At 36.1% G+C, this 18,249-nt stretch carries 16 protein-coding genes; 9 read left to right on the forward strand and 7 right to left on the reverse strand.

Annotation, left to right across the window (positions count from 1 at the left end):
- Positions 1-96 precede the first annotated feature (96 nt).
- The 3 genes from IV494_RS10555 to IV494_RS10565 are packed head-to-tail and all read left to right on the forward strand — an operon-like array spanning position 97 to position 2,332.
- Positions 97-663 (forward strand): RNA polymerase sigma factor, encoded by a 567-nt coding sequence (locus IV494_RS10555; protein WP_196080101.1) that lies wholly within the window; start codon positions 97-99, stop codon positions 661-663.
- Positions 644-1,264: a hypothetical protein gene (locus IV494_RS10560; protein WP_196080102.1), complete on the forward strand. Its 621-nt coding sequence runs from the start codon at positions 644-646 to the stop codon at positions 1,262-1,264. Before IV494_RS10555 ends, IV494_RS10560 begins: the two co-directional genes overlap by 20 nt.
- Before the next feature lie 30 nt (positions 1,265-1,294).
- Positions 1,295-2,332 (forward strand): porin family protein, encoded by a 1,038-nt coding sequence (locus tag IV494_RS10565; RefSeq protein ID WP_196080103.1) that lies wholly within the window; start codon positions 1,295-1,297, stop codon positions 2,330-2,332.
- A 103-nt stretch (positions 2,333-2,435) separates the two neighbouring features.
- Here IV494_RS10565 and fumC read toward each other — a convergent pair whose 3' ends face one another.
- On the reverse strand, positions 2,436-3,818 hold the full coding sequence (fumC, locus tag IV494_RS10570; RefSeq protein ID WP_196080104.1) for a class II fumarate hydratase: 1,383 nt from the start codon (positions 3,816-3,818) through the stop codon (positions 2,436-2,438).
- A 142-nt stretch (positions 3,819-3,960) separates the two neighbouring features.
- On the opposite strand from fumC, the gene IV494_RS10575 reads away from it, so the two are divergent.
- The 5 genes from IV494_RS10575 (at position 3,961) to scpA (ending at position 11,242) form a co-directional block, all read left to right on the forward strand.
- Positions 3,961-5,022, forward strand: coding sequence for a WYL domain-containing protein (locus IV494_RS10575; protein ID WP_196080105.1), 1,062 nt, complete (start codon positions 3,961-3,963; stop codon positions 5,020-5,022).
- A gap of 192 nt (positions 5,023-5,214) precedes the next feature.
- Positions 5,215-6,822: a fumarate hydratase gene (locus IV494_RS10580; protein ID WP_196080106.1), complete on the forward strand. Its 1,608-nt coding sequence runs from the start codon at positions 5,215-5,217 to the stop codon at positions 6,820-6,822.
- Between the two features lie 91 nt (positions 6,823-6,913).
- Positions 6,914-7,207, forward strand: coding sequence for a hypothetical protein (locus IV494_RS10585; protein WP_196080107.1), 294 nt, complete (start codon positions 6,914-6,916; stop codon positions 7,205-7,207).
- 353 nt (positions 7,208-7,560) lie between these two features.
- On the forward strand, positions 7,561-8,646 hold the full coding sequence (gene prfA / locus IV494_RS10590; RefSeq protein WP_039350750.1) for a peptide chain release factor 1: 1,086 nt from the start codon (positions 7,561-7,563) through the stop codon (positions 8,644-8,646).
- A gap of 475 nt (positions 8,647-9,121) precedes the next feature.
- Positions 9,122-11,242, forward strand: a complete 2,121-nt coding sequence (scpA, locus tag IV494_RS10595; RefSeq protein ID WP_196080108.1) for a methylmalonyl-CoA mutase — start codon at positions 9,122-9,124, stop codon at positions 11,240-11,242.
- Positions 11,243-11,285: 43 nt separating this feature from the next.
- Here the strand turns inward: scpA and IV494_RS10600 are convergent, their stop codons facing one another.
- The 6 genes from IV494_RS10600 to IV494_RS10625 form a co-directional block, all read right to left on the reverse strand.
- Positions 11,286-12,224, reverse strand: a complete 939-nt coding sequence (locus tag IV494_RS10600) for a DUF4349 domain-containing protein (protein ID WP_196080109.1) — start codon at positions 12,222-12,224, stop codon at positions 11,286-11,288.
- Between the two features lie 199 nt (positions 12,225-12,423).
- Complete coding sequence (locus tag IV494_RS10605) at positions 12,424-12,930, reverse strand: hypothetical protein (RefSeq protein ID WP_196080110.1); 507 nt, start codon at positions 12,928-12,930, stop codon at positions 12,424-12,426.
- Between the two features lie 277 nt (positions 12,931-13,207).
- A complete protein-coding gene (sufD, locus tag IV494_RS10610) occupies positions 13,208-14,527 on the reverse strand; it encodes a Fe-S cluster assembly protein SufD (RefSeq protein ID WP_196080111.1) in 1,320 nt (439 codons plus the stop codon).
- Positions 14,528-14,584: 57 nt separating this feature from the next.
- Positions 14,585-15,328 (reverse strand): Fe-S cluster assembly ATPase SufC, encoded by a 744-nt coding sequence (sufC, locus tag IV494_RS10615; RefSeq protein ID WP_196080112.1) that lies wholly within the window; start codon positions 15,326-15,328, stop codon positions 14,585-14,587.
- Positions 15,329-15,453: 125 nt separating this feature from the next.
- A complete protein-coding gene (sufB, locus tag IV494_RS10620; RefSeq protein WP_196080113.1) occupies positions 15,454-16,911 on the reverse strand; it encodes a Fe-S cluster assembly protein SufB in 1,458 nt (485 codons plus the stop codon).
- Between the two features lie 30 nt (positions 16,912-16,941).
- Positions 16,942-17,271 carry a HesB/IscA family protein gene (locus IV494_RS10625; protein WP_196080114.1) on the reverse strand — a complete coding sequence of 110 codons (330 nt, stop codon included), beginning with the start codon at positions 17,269-17,271 and terminating at the stop codon, positions 16,942-16,944.
- Positions 17,272-17,418: 147 nt separating this feature from the next.
- Here IV494_RS10625 and IV494_RS10630 point away from each other — a divergent pair, with 147 nt between their 5' ends.
- A complete protein-coding gene (locus tag IV494_RS10630) occupies positions 17,419-18,234 on the forward strand; it encodes a GLPGLI family protein (RefSeq protein WP_196080115.1) in 816 nt (271 codons plus the stop codon).
- The last annotated feature ends 15 nt before the right edge of the window (positions 18,235-18,249 follow it).

An 18,249-nucleotide genomic window follows, 5' to 3' on the forward strand; every position in this document is an offset into this window, starting at 1 on the left:
TCATTATCAATTACTTACAGTTTAAATATTGAAAAATTATTTTTAACTGTAACCTTTTTAAAATTTTGTTGTCTTTAAAGTAGAAATAGAATAAGTATGAAGATTTTGTTCAATAATAAAAAAGATGATTTGCTAAGTCGCCTGCAAAAACAGGAGCCGGCTGCGCAGAAAATCTTCTATGAACAAAATGTAAAGCGATTCTTAAGTGTGAGCAAAAGTTATGTCAGCGATATTTACCAGGCTGAAGATTGCGTGATCAAAGCATTTTGCAAGATGTTCAAAAGTATCGAAACATTTCGCAGCGAAGGAAATCTCGAAGGTTGGGCCAGAAGAATTGTAGTGAACGAATGTCTGAATTTTATTAAAAGCCACAAAACGGTTTTTTATATTGATGACATTAATCCCGCAGTTCTGGAAGAATTTCATGACGAAATCACCGACTTTGATTTTAATGCGCAGGAACTTTTAGACCAGCTTCCGGATGCTTACAGAATGGTTTTTAACCTTTATGTCATCGAAGGTTGTTCGCATCAGGAAATTTCTGAAACGCTCGACATTTCTTTAGCAGTAAGTAAAACACAACTGTTTCGCGCAAAAGAGAAATTAAGAAAAATCTACTTTCAGCAACAAAAAAACTTGAAAAATGAATACTCCGAAATATAATTTTGAACAAGAGATCAAAAAGCAAATCGACGGGCGGGAAATTACTCCGAAGAGAGATTTGTGGGCTGAAATTGAAAGTCAAAGTCAAACTTTAGTTCAGACTTCTTCAAAATCAAAAATGAATTGGTTCTTAATGGCGGCTTGCTTTATTTTACTGGCAACATTAAGCTTTTTAATCTTTAATAAAAAAGAAGCTACTCAACCTCAAATTGTAAAAACGGAAGTTCTACAGAAAAACAAATTAGAGAAGACTGTTGAACAAGAAGTTTCGCCAATTTTAAATCAAAAAACTGAATTGATCGCTTCTAAAAACACCAGAATTCAATCCTCTCAAAAAATTGAAATTTCAAAACCGGACGTTGTTGTAGCAAAATCAGCAACTCCAGTAAAAGAGACTGAAAAACAAATTGCTTCTGAAATCTATAAAAATCAGAGTTCAAATCAGAATATTCTTGCGACGATAGATTCAACAAATGTTCCTAAAAAAAGAAAAAAATATGTTGATGCTTCTACCCTCTTATTTTCCGTAGAACATAAAGAAGTGATCGAAAATTCGAAAGATGGAAGCAACGTTGCAACGATTGACCTCCACTCCAAATAACTCAACTACAAACTTTTAAAAATTAATAAGATGATCAAGAAAATTATCATGATGGGATTGGTATGTTTTTATGCCGCTACTATTAACGCCCAGGTCAACATCAGACTCAATCTTCCTTCGAGAAAAGAGAGCGAGATAAGTCCTGTTGTAAAAGAGAAAGTTGAAGAGTATGCATCGAGCATAAATGCTATTATTCAGCAGGAAAAAACTTTGATGGACGCAGAATTAAAAGTTCTTGTAAGTAAAAACCTGGACAAAGCTGATTTCGATAAACAAAAAGCAGAAATTTCTGAAAAGTATGCGGGAAAAATAGACCAAAGAATTGAAGCATTGGGATTTGATCTTGATTCTGTCATTCAAAAGCAAGTAAGATATTCTTTATTGAACGCCGATATTACTTCTGAAGAAGAATTAAAAGCAAATCTTTTAAAAAAATACCGCGCGACGCGAAGTTTAGATCCCTATTTTTCTTACGGCATAATGAATCTTACGAACAGCTTACCAAATAATGAACTGGATACCAACATTGCGTATAGCAGTAATCTGGAATTTGGGTTGAAATTGAACTATCAATTTAGCAGAACGAGTCCTTGGGGTTTAATTTCAGGTATAGGATTTTCCTGGAGAACATTGCGGTTAGATAATAATAAGATTTTTGCGAAAGATGGTAATGGTCAGGTTTATATAGAAAATTACGGCGGTAATATTGATAAAAGTAAATTGAGAACAGGTTATCTGATGATTCCACTTGGTTTACAATACAATTTTTCTAAATTAAAAAATGTTGGGATGGATATTCAATACAGAAAATACAGTCGCGGATTTCGAATGGGAGCCAACGTTTATGGCGGAGTGCAAATGTCTACCAATAATATTGTAGCAGGAAGTGGTGACGATTTTAGAAACAGATCGAATTATCAGGTAAATCCTTTTATCTATGGTGGTCAACTCACTTTTTCTTATGACAGCTTAAGTATTTTCGTGAAAAAAGATTTCAGTAATTACTTCAAAGACAGTCACTTTCCAAATGATAAAGCTTTAGTAATTGGTTTGGCTCTTGGATTATAAATTTTTCATAGCACTTCATATCAACAAAAAACTCTGGAAATATTCCAGAGTTTTTTGCATTTAAAAATCTATCATTTATCCGTCTATTATCTTTTCTTTCAAACTAAACCATTTCCTCTGGTTTAACCCATTCATCAAATTGTTCCGCCGTCAACAATCCTAAATTCACGGCTTCTTCTTTTAAAGTCGTTCCGTTTTTGTGAGCCGTTTTTGCAATTTTTGCAGCGTTTTCATAACCGATATGCGTATTTAAAGCAGTAACCAACATTAATGATTTCTCCACCAGTTCTTTAATTCGAGGTTCATTTGGTTCAATTCCAACCGCGCAGTGATCATTAAAGGAAATACAGGCGTCACCTAATAATTGCGCAGATTGTAAAAAATTATACGCCATCACCGGTTTGAAAACATTGAGTTCAAAATTCCCCTGAGTTCCGGCAAAAGAAATTGTAGTGTCATTTCCTAAAATTTGTGCGCAAACCATGGTCATTGCTTCATTCTGAGTTGGATTAACTTTTCCGGGCATTATGGAAGAACCCGGTTCATTTTCAGGAATATGAATTTCTCCAATTCCAGATCTCGGTCCGGAAGCGAGAAAACGAATATCCTGAGCAATTTTATAAAGAGAAACTGCTAATTGTTTGAGCGCTCCATGACTTTCAACAATCGCATCGTGTGCTGCTAAAGCTTCAAATTTATTCGGCGCCGTCTCAAACGGAAGTCCCGTAAATTCTGAAATATATTTTGCGACCAAAACATCGTAACCTTTTGGGGTATTTAAACCTGTTCCAACTGCAGTTCCACCTAAAGCGATTTCCTGCAAATGCTCGAATGTATTCGTAATCGCTTTCATCGCATAATCCAGTTGTGCAACATAACCGGAAAATTCCTGACCTAAAGTTAAAGGAGTTGCATCCATTAAATGGGTTCGTCCGATTTTCACGATCGATTTAAAATTTTCTGCTTTTTCATGCAACGTATTTCGCAATTTTTCTACCGCGGGCAAAGTATGTTCAACCACTTTTTTATAGGCTGCAATATGCATCGCTGTTGGAAAAGTATCATTGGAACTTTGGGATTTATTCACATCGTCATTGGGATGAATTTCAGATTTTTCGCCCAAAGTTCCGCCGTTATTTACATGGACTTTATTTGAGATGACCTCGTTCATATTCATATTCGACTGAGTTCCGGAACCGGTTTGCCAGATCACGAGAGGAAACTGATCATTTAATTTCCCGTTTAAAATTTCATCGCATACTTCTGCAATCATATCTCTCTTTTCGGAGGAAAGAACGCCTAATTCAGCATTCGTAAATGCTGCCGCTTTTTTTAAATAAGCAAAAGCTTCTATAATTTCATGCGGCATGGAAGCTTCAGGACCGATTTTAAAATTATTGCGGGAACGCTCCGTTTGTGCGCCCCAAAATTTATCTGCAGGAACCTGCACATCGCCCATGGTATCTTTTTCTGTTCTGTAATTCATTGCTTAATATTTATTTTCTTAAAATTAAGGAATTTAATAAGGACCGACAAAGAAATATGATGATAAAAATCCATCATTTACACTGATAAAGTTGATGATAAGCCATTAAAAATCCCTATTTTTATATACAAAATGAATTTAGATGTCAGAAAAGTCGAAAAGATTAATGATGATTTACAGCCGCCTGAAATCTGGTCCCGTAACAATCGAAATGTTATCAAACTGGGCGAGTAAAAATGCGGTTCAAATCTCCGCACGCAGCTTCTATCGGGATTTGTATGATCTAGAAAACTCTGTTATTCCCGCAAATGAAAAACTGGTGGTTTCTGTCGGAGAAAAAAACAGAAAAACATGGAAGATCGAATATATCAACGACGAAAAACCGTTGACGGAATTTGATATAAATTCTTATGTCCTTTTTCAAAATTTTATGCCTTTATCCATCATTTCTTCCAGAAGCAGTTCTCTCGGGAAGATCATCGGACTTTTCTATCAAAAGTACAGCAAAAGCCAGTTTGAGCATTTTGTCAATGTTGCAAAATCTCAGATCAAAGCAAGCCACTTTTATGAAGGTTCGGTATTCACCAATTATCATAAAATTTTAGATGACTGCATTTGGAGCATTCAAAACAAAAGAGAAATGCAACTTATAGAGGTCAATTACGATTACACTTCTATATCTTCTCACGTAGAATTTCCGCAAATGTTCTTTCCAATTCAAATTTTATATCATCGCGGCGTCGTTCATGTTTCAGGTTTTATTAAAGAGAATAATCAACTTTTGATCCTCGGTTTAGAACAGATCGAAAAATACAAGTTAACCAATGATTCTTTTGACAACAGCAGTTTTGTACAAAATCTGGATGTTGAACTTTCTAAAAGATTTGGGATCACTCAAAATATAGATAACGAAATTTATGATATTGAAATTGAATTCACAGAACGCACCGGAAATTTTGTAAGCAAACAGTTTTGGAATGACTCCCAGGAATTTGAAAAGCTGGAAAACAAAAATTTCATGATGAAAATGACTTGCGGCATCAACCGAGAACTTATCGGATGGATTTTTCACTGGATGTCAAACGCTAAAGTAATAAAACCAGAAATTCTGAAAGAGTTGGTTGTTGAAAAATACACTGAAATGGTAAACCTTTATGAACAGGACGCTGGGATCGTTTCCAACAATTCTTTCCGACCGTTGTAGATGATTGACAATAAATGACAATGTTATGCATTATATTTGTATACACAAATGATGAAAGAGGAATAAGATAATTTTATCCTTCTGAAAAAGGTGAAGACATGTTCTTCACCTTTTCTGTTTTCTAAATAGTAGGAAATTCCTGACTGAAGAATTTTTTATTTGCTTAATTTTACGCTTTTCAAAAATTAAACAATGGATTTCCACTACCAAGAACCTTTTCCAATTCTAAAAGACGAAACTCAGTACAAAAAATTGAGTTCTGAATACGTAAAAACAGAAATGTTGGGCGACCGCGAAATTTTGACTATCGATCCAAAAGCCTTAGAACTTTTAGCAGAAAATGCTTTAGCCGACGTTTCTTTCATGCTTCGATCTTCTCATTTACAGAAATTGAAAAACATTATCGACGATCCCGAAGCAACCGATAACGATCGTTTTGTGGCTTATAATCTTTTACAAAATGCAGCCGTTGCAATTGAAGGTGCGCTTCCTTCTTGCCAGGATACGGGAACTGCGATCTGTGTTGCAAAAAAAGGAGAAAATGTTTTTACGGGCGTTGAAGATGCTGCCTGGATCTCAAAAGGAATTTACAACACCTATCAGGAAAGAAATTTAAGATATTCTCAAATCGTTCCTTTAACCATGTTCGAGGAAAAAAATTCCGGCTCAAATCTTCCGGCTCAAATTGACATTTACGCAGAGACTGGAAATGAATACAAATTCTTATTTTTAGCAAAAGGTGGAGGTTCTGCCAATAAAACTTTCCTTTATCAAAAAACCAAATCTTTGCTGAACGAAAGTTCTTTAGATGCATTTGTGCGCGAAAGAATTATGGATCTGGGAACCGCGGCTTGTCCACCTTATCATTTGGCGATCGTTATTGGCGGAACTTCTGCCGAAGCCAATTTAGCTGCGGTCAAAAAAGCAAGTGCGGGTTATTATGATCATCTTCCGACAGAAGGAAATATGGGCGGTCAAGCATTCCGTGATCTGGAATGGGAAAAAAGAGTTCAGAAAATTTGCCAGGAAAGTTCTATCGGAGCGCAGTTTGGCGGAAAATATTTAACCCACGATGTTCGCGTAATTCGTCTTCCACGACACGCAGCAAGTTGTCCGGTTGGAATGGGTGTTTCGTGTTCTGCAGATCGAAATATTAAAGGAAAAATCACCAAAGACGGGATCTTTTTAGAACAGTTAGAGGTGAATCCGAAACAGTTTTTACCTTCAACACCACCGCATTTAGAAGCAGCAGTTTCCATCGATTTGAATCAGCCGATGCCTCAAATTTTAGCAGAACTTTCAAAATATCCAATTAAAACAAGATTAAGTCTCAACGGAACTTTAATCGTAGCCCGAGATATCGCTCACGCAAAAATTAAAGAACTCTTAGACAGCGGAAAACCAATGCCAGAATATTTCAAAAACCATCCGATCTATTACGCAGGTCCCGCAAAAACTCCAGCTGGAATGGCATCCGGAAGTTTCGGACCAACAACTGCGGGGAGAATGGATGTCTATGTTGACGAATTTCAGGCAAATGGCGGAAGTATGATCATGCTCGCAAAAGGAAACCGCAGCAAAGACGTTACAAATGCCTGTCACAAACACGGCGGATTTTACTTAGGATCCATCGGCGGACCTGCGGCAATTTTAGCAAAAGAAAATATAACTTCTGTTGAAGTTGTTGATTTCGAAGAACTTGGCATGGAAGCCGTTCGTAAAATAGAGATCAAAAATTTCCCCGCTTTTATAATTTCAGATGACAAAGGAAACGACTTCTTCGAATCAATCGCACACTAAGAAATTTAAAATCACTTTAAATAACAAAAATCAGCGATAAATCTTTTGTAGCAACCGAAATTTATCCTATTTTTGCCTAAAATCTATTGCAATGTTAGTATTATTATATTCATCATTCTGGCCTTTCTATCAATTCCTTTGGACCATCTATTTCATATGCATGTTCCTCGTTGGTTTTTGGTGTATTTTCATGTTCTTCGGATATGTAATTCCGGTCTGGTTAACTTCCGGATTATTAGAATATTTCGGTAAAACAAAACCATTCGATCCAGAAGAGGTAAGAAGAAAAATAATGACTGAGCAAGAAGGAGTTGAACTGCTTTTCAGCGATCCAAAAGGGTCCGGTCCATTTCTTCACAGCCACGACAATCACGGTCATCACTAGTTGATGTCATTGCTTTCCCACTTTAATTCCGGGAAAAGCGATCGCAAAGCAAAATCATATATATAATCAGTTTCTAATTATTTAGGAACTGATTTTTTTGTTGAGGAGCAACACAATTTTCGCTTCTTTAAAAAATCGTACCGGCTCTCCACTCTATCTTTTTCTCCACTTCGTTCCGAAAAAGGATGCCGTTACGATCCGGGCTAAAATAAAGTTCATTTCTTCTCCCGAAAGTTTTAAAATCCTAAAAAAATAAAATTAAGAAATCGATTTTTTATTTAATATCCAACTTTCCGCTCTCAACTTCAATCTTCCAACTTTTCACTATCTTTGCACACTACAAAAAATCAGAAATGTCAAAGTCCCTTATACCCAAACTCGAAGCCATAAAACAACGCTACAACGAAGTAGCAGACTTAATTATTCAGCCCGATATCATTTCTGATCAGAAAAAATATTCAGTACTCAACAAAGAATACAGCGATTTAAAGAAAATTGTTGATGTTTTTGATCAATATAAACAGGCTTTAACGACGATCGAGGAATCCGACGAAATTATTGCAGACGGTTCTGATAAAGAATTTGTAGAGATGGCAAAAGCTGAAAAATACGAAGCCATGGATAAAATCCCGGCATTTGAAGAACAGCTCAAAGTTTTATTGATCCCGAAAGATCCTACCGATGATAAAAACGTCATCGTAGAACTTCGCGCTGGAACTGGAGGAGATGAAGCTGCCATTTTTGTTGAAGATGTTTACAGAGCTTATGCAATGTACTTCAAAACAAAAGGCTGGAAACACGAGATCACCGATGCCAACGAAGCTTCAAAAGGTTACAAGGAATTAATTTTAAAAATAGAAGGCGACGGCGTTTACGGAATTATGAAATTCGAATCCGGAGTTCACCGTGTACAACGTGTCCCGGAAACCGAATCTCAAGGAAGAGTCCATACTTCTGCAATTACGATCGCAGTTCTTCCGGAAGCCGAAGAAATCGATTTTGAATTAAATCCTGCCGACATCGAAATGCAAACTTCCAGATCAGGTGGTGCAGGTGGACAAAACGTAAATAAAGTAGAAACAAAAGTACAGTTAACACACAAACCTTCCGGAATGGTGGTTGTTTGTCAACAGGCACGTTCTCAGTTAGCTAACCGTGAATTGGCCATGGAAATGCTTCGTACAAAATTATACGACATCGAGGTTCAAAAATCAGTTGGAGATATCGCAGCACAAAGAAAATCGATGGTTTCAACCGGTGACCGTTCTGCAAAAATTAAAACCTACAATTATCCGCAAGGAAGAGTTACCGACCACCGAGTAAACAAATCAATGTACAACCTTGATGCTTACATGAACGGTGATCTTCAGGAAATGATAGACGCTGTGATTATGGCAGAAAATGCTGAGAAAATGAAAGGTGAGGAAGATAATTATTAATCTGAGTTTTTAATTTTATTTATTTAATTTTATTTAATGAAAATGAAATCTGAGAATATCAATTTTTTGTTAACCCTTCTTTTCGTTGGAGGCATCGTCGTTTTATATCTAACAGATAGCAATTCTGAAAATAGCACAAGTCCTTATGGGATTATTCTCGCGTTGTCTCTTCCACAAATTTTAAGGATATTTCCTAAAATGAGAGATTTCGGAGTTGGTAGCTCAGAATTTATTCCAAACTTATATTCTTATGTTCAACAGAAATTAAGACGTTCTGAATAATATCTTATTAAAAAATTGACTCTTAATATTTAAAAATAGTTAAAAAGCTTTCAGATTCTTCTGAAAGCTTTTTAACTCCATTTCTCAATTTTACTAATCAACCCTTTCAGCCTTTAAAAGGCTGAAAGGGTTTTTTAATTGAAAAAACTTTTCTTAAAAATTCGTAACTTTACTTTCTTCAAAGCCAAGTAAAATGCGTCAAAAAATCCAAAATACAAATCCTGACTTTTCCCTTAAATCGGAACCAACACTTCCCTACTTTTTCGAAAAAGACGGTTTGGAAATGAAATCTTCATATACTGAAAATGATTCAAAAGTTCTCACAGAAAAAAAATATGCTGCAGGAATTGCGCCGTACTTGCGTGGACCGTATTCTACAATGTATGTTCAAAAACCCTGGACTATTAGGCAATACGCAGGATTTTCTACTGCAGAAGAATCCAATGCATTTTACAGAAGAAATTTAGCAGCCGGACAAAAAGGTTTATCCGTTGCCTTTGATTTGGCGACGCACCGCGGTTACGATTCCGATCATCCACGAGTTGAAGGCGATGTGGGAAAAGCCGGAGTTGCCATTGATTCCGTGGAAGACATGAAGATTTTATTTAATGAAATTCCTTTGGATGAGATCTCAGTTTCAATGACGATGAACGGAGCGGTTTTACCTGTTTTGGCTTTTTATATTGTAGCTGCAGAAGAGCAAGGCGTTTCTCAGGACAAACTTTCAGGTACGATTCAAAATGATATTCTAAAAGAATTCATGGTGCGGAATACTTACATTTATCCGCCGACTCCTTCTATGAAAATTATTGCCGATATTTTCGAATATGCCTCTAAAAATATTCCGAAATTTAATTCGATTTCAATTTCCGGATATCACATGCAGGAAGCTGGAGCGACACCAGTTTTAGAAATGGCCTATACTTTAGCAGATGGTTTAGAATATGTTAGAACAGGAATGAAAGCGGGGATGAAGACCGATGATTTTGCACCACGCCTATCGTTTTTTTGGGCAATCGGAATGAATCACTTCATGGAAATTGCCAAACTGAGAGCTGCAAGATATATTTGGGCAAATCTCTTAACACCTTTTAATCCGCAAAATCCGAAATCTTTAGCCTTAAGGACACATTCTCAAACTTCAGGTTGGAGTTTAACGGAACAAGAACCTTTCAATAATATCACCAGAACTACGATTGAAGCATTATCTTCTGCTTTAGGAGGAACACAATCTTTACACACCAATGCTCTGGATGAAGCCATCGCTTTACCAACAGATTATTCCGCAAAAATTGCCAGAAACACACAGATCATTTTACAGCAGGAAAGCGGAATTACCGATGTTGTAGATCCAATGGGCGGAAGTCATTTGGTAGAAAGTCTGACTCAACAAATGATCGATGAAGCCATGAAATTCATCGATGAAGTGGAAAAAGAAGGCGGAATGACAAAAGCAATCGAGGCTGGAATTCCAAAGATGAGGATCGAAGAAGCTGCCGCTAAAAAACAGGCAAAAATTGATAGTGGTGAAGAATTCATCATTGGCGTTAATTCTTTCAAATCAACTCAAAAACAAATGGAACTGGATATTTTAGATATCGATAATTCTGAAGTTCGACGTAAACAGATCGAAAGATTACATCAAATAAAAAGAGATCGAAATCCTGAAGCAGTGGTAGAAATTTTAAATAAATTAAAAGAATCTGCAAAATCCGGAGAAGGAAATCTGCTGGAAATCTGCATCGAAGCAGCTCGAAGAAGAGTGACACTCGGAGAAATGAGCGATGCGATGGAAGAAAGTTTCGGACGATACAAAGCGAATATCAGAACCATACAAGGAGTTTACGCCATGAATGCAAGCAAAAATGAATATTTTCCGAAAGCTCTTGCTCTAACTGAAAAGTTTGAAGAGCACGAAGGAAGAAGACCAAGAATTATGGTCGTGAAAATGGGACAAGACGGTCACGATCGTGGTGCAAAAGTAGTCGCAACGGCTTTCGCAGATATGGGATTTGATGTTGATGTCGCTCCATTATTTCAAACACCGGAAGAAGTAGCGAAACAGGCTGTAGAAAATGACATTCATATTTTGGGCGTTTCTTCTTTAGCGGCCGGACATAAATACCTCGTTCCGGAAGTTGTATCAGAATTGAAAAAACTCGGCGCAGAAGATATTACGATCGTTGTTGGGGGCGTAATTCCAAAACAGGATTATGAGTTTCTTTATGCAAATGGTGCTGATTTTATTTTCGGACCAGGAACGAATTTACCTAAATCGGCCTGTGAGATTTTAGAAAAAATGCTCATCAACTAAAAAATAAAAGGAAACCCATTCAGGTTTCCTTTTTCATTATCAATTATTGATTAGCTTCTGCTGTTTTCTTTTTTTTAAAGTAATAATAAACGCCGCCTCCAATTAAGAAAAGTGGCCAAAAGGGTAACATAAAGAGAAATATTTCCTGAATAACATTCCAGCCACTTCCGACTGCGCCCAAAGTTCTGCCGCCAAATGTTTTTGGAGCACCGGCAACGAGCGCATCTTTAGAATTCTTTATGAGTGTGACCTCCAAATGGCAAACTGAATTTTTCACGTATTCTTCCCCCGTAATTTGAATATTTCTAGCGCTTATTTTTCCCACATTACTTTCCAGATCTTTTATAAGATATTCCGATTTATCGAGCGGTACGTTTATTGTCAGAAAATCAAATTGCTGATTCTTATCGCTTGAAATTTGTTCGCTTTTTACCGTTCCATTATATTTAGATACTTGCTCCTTAGTGGCATATTGCGCAGTTTCCATATCTTCGACTTCAATTTCCAAAGTACCTTTTTTAGTTATTTTTGGAGTAACAACCACTTCTTTTCGACTTGGCTTTTCGCGATAAATGATTTTCGTTTCCCGAACAATTTTTGGTGCGTTTATCTGTTTTTTCCTGTTTAACGCCACATTATTTCGTACGGAATCAATTTTCTTTTGGGTAATCTTGATTTCAGAGATAATGGCAGACCTAGTGGAAGAATCCATTTCTTTTGCGACCTTTTCTGTAAGCAGTTTTTTCTCGTTATTTAATTTTTGAATTTTTGCAACAGCAGTATCCTTTACAGAAGAAGTTAGAGAATCACTATTTTTTCTCATAGAATTTTGCGTACTGTCAAATACCGCAGAATTATTCATGGATAAGGAATCTCCATTTGTAATAGAAGAACTCGATTCTGCACTGGTAGAAACGCCTTCTTGTTTTTTACAAGCAATGAAGCTTAAAACGGTTACGATCGATAGAATAAGATTTTTCATTTTGCTGATTTTAATTGGTTAATTTTCGATGAGGTAAAATTATCCCAGATTAAAAACTTCTGTTTGAAAAACACATGTAAAAGCCTAGTAAAACATAACATTATGAAATACAGCGACTTAAAAATACTTTACAAATAGTTTACAAGATCAGATTCTATTTTTTGTAAATCTTTTTCAAAGAAAAGAGAAATTATATGATTCAAATAGCGGCGATGAAATTCTCTAATTCTAATTTCTGCTCTGCATATTTATTTTGAAGTTCTGAATGTTCACCCATTCTCTTATAATATTCCAAAGCCTTTTCTGCGAAGAATTTTTTATGAAAATCGGAAACATCGGGAACACGCGGGAATTCTTTATGGAAAAGCATTTCGCGATACGCCTGAAATTCTCTTTCGTTCTTATCTTCTACTAAAGATTCTGGTGCTTTCTGTCGAACGTGTAACATTTCGTGAGCAACCATATTTGCGACTAAATTCAAATCAAAATCAAAAAGATTTCTTGGAATCATGACCATTTGTTTTTCACCGAGTTCTCCTTCTGTAGTGAGCAACATTTTGTTGGGTTCTAATTCCGGACGGAAACCGAAGCCTGCAAAGTTTTTACTTTCTAAACCAAAGGTTTCAATGAGAAAATGGGCGGCTTCAAAGATTTGATCATTTGCTTTGAAGGTGGTGAGATTGGTTTTGATTTGGTCTAGGTTCATTTTTTAAGTTTTTTTCGCAAAGGTGCGAGGGAATATGCAAAGAAATAAAAGTGACGTTAAATCCTAATTATAAAATAAGTTTTGGCTAAAGCCAAATTCTTTCTACAATAAAAAAACGGGCTAAAGCCCGTTCCTATTGATGGTTTTGTTGTTATAACAAATTCATATTTTTAATCCCAGTTGCGACCCGACTTGAGTGGAGCTCTTTTTTATTGGTGACTGAGCTTGTCGAAGCCATCAATTAAAAAAGCGGGAACGGAAGGCGGAATTTGTCGCCCTAAAAAATCTCTTCAAAAGAAATATCTACTTCTAATTTTTCGGCAATGAGTTTTGAAATTTTGCCTTTCAGAGGTTCGATATCAATATTTTCCATGGCATCATTTGCAAAGGCAAAAAGCAACATTCCCATCGCTTTTTGTTTGGAAATTCCACGTGCGCGAAGGTAAAAAAGCGCGTCTTCATTGAGCTGACCAACCGTACAACCATGCGAACATTTCACATCATCTGCGAAAATTTCCAGTTGCGGCTTGCTGTCAATCGTTGCACCTTCGTCAAGCAAGATATTGTTATTTTGCTGATAAGCATTGGTTTTCTGCGCGATTTTATCCACGAAAACTTTACCGTTGAAAACTCCGTGAGATTTCCCTTTGTAGATTCCTTTGTAATTTTGGTAACTTTCGCAATGCGGCGTTTTGTGATGAACTGCGGTGTGATGATCGACCAGTTGCTCATCATCAATGATCGTAATTCCGTTCATAAAGGAGTTGATATTTTCTCCGTTATGAATAAAATCTAAATTATTTCGAACCAATTTTCCGCCAAAAGTAAAGGTGTTCACAGTGGTTAAACTGTCGCGTTCCTGTTTCGCAAAAGTATGATCAATCATATAAGAAGTGTCGCTGTCATTTTGTATTTTGTGCCAATCTGCTTTTGCATTTTGGTGAGAAAAAATTTCAGTAACAGAGTTGGTGAACACATAAGTTTCATCAAAATTATGATGACTTTCAATCACTTCAATTTTTGATCCCGATTCTGCAATCAATAAATTTCGCGTGTTGTAAAATGTGTTTTCGTCTTGATTCTGAGAGATATAAAAAACGTGGATCGGTTTTTCAATCACTACATTTTTTGGAACTTTCAAGAAAAACCCTTGCTTACAGTAAGCAGTATTCAAGTTCGTAAACGCCAAATTTTGATCAGCGATACTATTAAAATAGTGATCAAAAACATCTTTATGTTTCGGATCGTTTAAAGCAAAATTGAAAGAAAGTAACTCTACATTTTCAATAGAGATCTTAGACAATTCTTTGTGCAATTGCCCATTAATAAAGACAATCCAGTCAAAATTTTCTTCACCTAAATGAAGTTCTGCAATTTGTTCCTTAGAAATAGTATGTGATTCGTTCGGGAAAAAATTATAATTTTTCTCCGTGATCTCTCTTAAATTTGTGTATTTATATTCTTCGTCTTTTTTAGTTGGAAAGCCTGATTGAAAGAATTTTTTCAGGGAAGCATTTCGATTTTCATCCAGAAAACGGTGTTGAAGCGTATCTAAAAAAGCAGCGTGATTATTTTGTATATTTTCTAATAAAGCCATTGTATTGATTTGAAATTCGACATTTTAACAGGAAACTTGTGGTTTACAAATTTCAAATTAATTCAAAAGCCAATCGTATCCTTTTTCTTCAAGTTCTAAAGCCAATGATTTATCGCCGGTTTTAATGATTTTTCCGTCGGCTAAAACGTGAACAAAATCTGGCTCGATATAATCTAAAAGTCTTTGGTAGTGCGTAATTAACAGAACTGCGTTTCCTTCTTTTCTGAATGAATTAACTCCGTCTGCAACAATTCTCAAAGCGTCGATGTCTAAACCAGAATCGGTTTCATCAAGAATCGCTAATTTCGGATTTAACATCATCATTTGAAAGATCTCATTACGTTTCTTCTCTCCACCGGAAAATCCCTGATTGAGCGAACGATTCAAGAAATCTCTTTTAATGCTCAGTTTTTCAGAATTTTCTTTTACCAAAGCTAACATTTCTTTTGCCGGCATATTCTCTAAACCTTTTGCTTTTCGGTTTTCGTTGATGGCTGCTTTGATAAAGTTGGTTACCGTAACTCCCGGTATTTCCACTGGATATTGAAAAGAAAGGAAAATTCCTTTGTGAGCTCTTTCTTCCGGCGCATCTTCTGAAATATCGGTTCCTTCAAAAAGAATTTCACCGTCAGTTACTTCGTACTCTTCTTTTCCGGCAACGACTGAAGCGAGGGTTGATTTTCCTGCTCCGTTTGGTCCCATGATCGCGTGAACTTCGCCTGGATTTATTTGTAGATTGATACCCTTTAAGATTTCTGCTCCGTCTTGGATTCTTGCGTGTAAGTTGTTAATTTTTAACATAATATGAAATGAGGTAATTAGATAATTTAAATGATAATTACTTCCTGTTTTTTTACTGTTATGATCTATAAATTTTTAAAACAAAGTGCGTTATTTAAATTGATGTCCGAATTGAAACAAACAATTTATCCCACACTTCCCTCCAAAGATATTTCTAATAATTTCTGAGCTTCGATGGCAAATTCCATCGGTAATTTATTCAAAACTTCTTTACCGAAACCGTTGACGATCAAAGCAATTGCTTTTTCTGTACTGATTCCCCGCTGGTTACAATAGAAGATCTGATCCTCACCGATTTTTGAAGTGGTGGCTTCGTGTTCGAGTTGTGCGCTCGTATTTTTAACTTCGATATAAGGGAAAGTATGCGCACCACATTCATTGCCCATCAATAAAGAATCACATTGTGAAAAGTTACGCGCTCCTTTTGCAGAAGGCATCATTTTCACCAAACCTCTATAAGAATTGTTTGATTTTCCGGCTGAGATTCCTTTAGAAATAATCGTTGATTTGGTATTCTTCCCGATGTGGATCATCTTCGTTCCAGTATCAGCATATTGATGATGATTCGTAACCGCAATCGAATAAAATTCTCCGACTGAGTTATCACCTTTCAATATACAAGAAGGATATTTCCAGGTTACAGCAGAACCTGTTTCAACTTGCGTCCAGGAGATTTTTGCGTTTTTCTCACAAATTCCTCGTTTTGTTACGAAATTGAAAACGCCACCCTTTCCTTCTGAATCTCCGGGATACCAATTTTGTACGGTTGAATATTTGATTTCAGCATCATCCATAGCAAAAAGTTCTACTACAGCGGCGTGCAATTGGTTTTCATCTCTTGCAGGTGCGGTACAACCTTCGAGGTAAGAAACGTAACTTCCTTCATCAGCGATGAGTAAAGTTCTTTCAAACTGTCCACTTCCGGATTGGTTAATTCTAAAGTAAGTTGAAAGTTCCATCGGACATTTAATGCCTTTTGGAATATAACAGAAACTTCCGTCAGAAAATACTGCTGAATTTAAAGCTGCGTAATAGTTATCTCCTCTTGGAACAACTTTACCGATATATTTACGAACCAATTCGGGATAATCTCTGATTGCTTCAGAGATCGCACAGAAAATAATTCCTTTTTCTTTTAATGTTTTTTGAAAAGTCGTTTTTACAGAAACCGAATCGATCACAATATCCATTGCAACTCCTGAAAGTCTTTTTTGCTCCTCAATGTTAATACCCAGCTTCGCAAATGTTTTCAATAATTCAGGATCAACTTCATCTAAACTTGCTAATTCAGGCTTTACTTTCGGTGCTGAATAATATTGAATTGCTTGAAAATCAGGTTTTTCATAAGAAACGTTCGCCCAATTTGGCTCTTCCATCTTCAACCAGATCCTGTAAGATTCCAAACGCCACTCCGTCATCCATTCCGGTTCTTCTTTTTTAGCAGAAATCATCCGCACAATTTCTTCAGATAAACCGATGGGAAAATCCTCATACTCGATATCTGTCGTAAAACCGTATTCGTATTTTTGATTTTCTAGATCTACTCTTAAATCGTCTTCAGTATATTTTGTAACAGTTGCCATAAATTTAAATTTTGAGCATTAAACCTTCGATCATAACGAGAAACTTTCCCCGCAACCGCAAGTTCTGTTTGCATTCGGATTGTTGAATACAAATCCTTTCCCATTTAATCCCCCGGAAAATTCTAATATTGTCCCCGCTAAATAAAGTATTGATTTTTTATCAATAATGATCTTTATACCATTATCTTCAAAAACCTGATCTGAATCTGTTTTTTCGTTATCAAATTTCAGAACATATTCCAAACCGGAACAACCGCCGCTTTTAACGCCGACTCTTATATAATCTTCAAAAGGTTTGAAGCCGTCTTCAGTCATTAACTGAATGGCTTTTTCTTTTGCATGATCGCTTACTTTTATCATTGTTTTTATTTAGAATGAATTTAGATTGCAAAATTACTAATAATATAATGAAAATCAAATTTGTAGCCGTATATTTATCTATCTGCTTTATAGACGAAGATTTTAACTTTTTTCGCAATTAACAATCAAAATCGTAAATCAACTTTTATGAAAAAAATTGGAATTTTATTTTTAGGGATTTTTTCTCAATTGGTATTTTCACAAGCCACGCGTTTCATTTATCAGGTGTCAATGAAGAGGGATTCGACGAACCGAAACGACGTAAAAACTGAAATTGCTTACCTTGATATTAACCCCGAAAAATCAATTTTCTACGGTGAAAAGCGCGTGAAAAGGGATTCGATCTTTGGAAGAGCTAGCCAAACCGGTAGTTTTAATTTTGATAGAAGTCAAATGCAAAATTTACGTTCTGACATCGATTTCACTATTGAAAAAGATAGAAAGACCGGAGTTAAAACCTTTAACACAAGAATTGCAAGAGACCAGTATTCTTACGAAGAAGACCGACCCATGGAGTGGAAAATTCTTCCTGAAACCGCAAAAATAGGAGAATACAAAACCCAGAAAGCAGAAACAAATTTTGCAGGTAGAACCTGGTACGCGTGGTTTACAACAGAAATTCCTTTTCAGGACGGACCTTACAAATTTTCGGGACTTCCGGGATTGATCATAAAAGCAGAAGATTCCAAAAACGACTATTCCTTTGATTTGAAAGAAACTAAAAAAATACCGGAAATGCAGACTTTCACCCAGTCCGGTAATCTCATAAAAGTTAAAAGGAAAGATTTTGAGAAGCAGAATGCTTTATTTAAGAAAGATCCGGTTTCCTTTATGCAAGCATCAATGACTTCAGGAAGAGGATTTGGACCGACAAGAACTACCGATCCCGATCAAAGAAAACAAATGGAGGACCGCTTGAAAGACGAAGCAAAGAAAAATAACAACCCGATAGAACTGAAATAAATCATAAAAAATCCC

The sequence above is a fragment of the Kaistella gelatinilytica genome (genome assembly GCF_015679325.1).
Lineage (GTDB): Bacteria > Bacteroidota > Bacteroidia > Flavobacteriales > Weeksellaceae > Kaistella > Kaistella gelatinilytica.

Excerpts from the sequence above, each read along its gene's own strand:
- IV494_RS10575 (WP_196080105.1), top strand. The coding sequence starts at position 3,961 with ATGTCAGAAAAGTCGAAAAGATTAATGATGATTTACAGCCGCCTGAAA.
- IV494_RS10630 (WP_196080115.1), top strand. The coding sequence starts at position 17,419 with ATGAAAAAAATTGGAATTTTATTTTTAGGGATTTTTTCTCAATTGGTA.
- scpA (WP_196080108.1), top strand. The coding sequence starts at position 9,122 with ATGCGTCAAAAAATCCAAAATACAAATCCTGACTTTTCCCTTAAATCG.
- fumC (WP_196080104.1), bottom strand. The coding sequence starts at position 3,818 with ATGAATTACAGAACAGAAAAAGATACCATGGGCGATGTGCAGGTTCCT.
- sufD (WP_196080111.1), bottom strand. The coding sequence starts at position 14,527 with ATGGCTTTATTAGAAAATATACAAAATAATCACGCTGCTTTTTTAGAT.
- prfA (WP_039350750.1), top strand. The coding sequence starts at position 7,561 with ATGTCAAAGTCCCTTATACCCAAACTCGAAGCCATAAAACAACGCTAC.
- IV494_RS10555 (WP_196080101.1), top strand. The coding sequence starts at position 97 with ATGAAGATTTTGTTCAATAATAAAAAAGATGATTTGCTAAGTCGCCTG.
- IV494_RS10580 (WP_196080106.1), top strand. The coding sequence starts at position 5,215 with ATGGATTTCCACTACCAAGAACCTTTTCCAATTCTAAAAGACGAAACT.
- IV494_RS10605 (WP_196080110.1), bottom strand. The coding sequence starts at position 12,930 with ATGAACCTAGACCAAATCAAAACCAATCTCACCACCTTCAAAGCAAAT.
- IV494_RS10585 (WP_196080107.1), top strand. The coding sequence starts at position 6,914 with ATGTTAGTATTATTATATTCATCATTCTGGCCTTTCTATCAATTCCTT.
- sufC (WP_196080112.1), bottom strand. The coding sequence starts at position 15,328 with ATGTTAAAAATTAACAACTTACACGCAAGAATCCAAGACGGAGCAGAA.
- IV494_RS10625 (WP_196080114.1), bottom strand. The coding sequence starts at position 17,271 with ATGATAAAAGTAAGCGATCATGCAAAAGAAAAAGCCATTCAGTTAATG.
- IV494_RS10600 (WP_196080109.1), bottom strand. The coding sequence starts at position 12,224 with ATGAAAAATCTTATTCTATCGATCGTAACCGTTTTAAGCTTCATTGCT.
- IV494_RS10565 (WP_196080103.1), top strand. The coding sequence starts at position 1,295 with ATGATCAAGAAAATTATCATGATGGGATTGGTATGTTTTTATGCCGCT.
- sufB (WP_196080113.1), bottom strand. The coding sequence starts at position 16,911 with ATGGCAACTGTTACAAAATATACTGAAGACGATTTAAGAGTAGATCTA.
- IV494_RS10560 (WP_196080102.1), top strand. The coding sequence starts at position 644 with ATGAATACTCCGAAATATAATTTTGAACAAGAGATCAAAAAGCAAATC.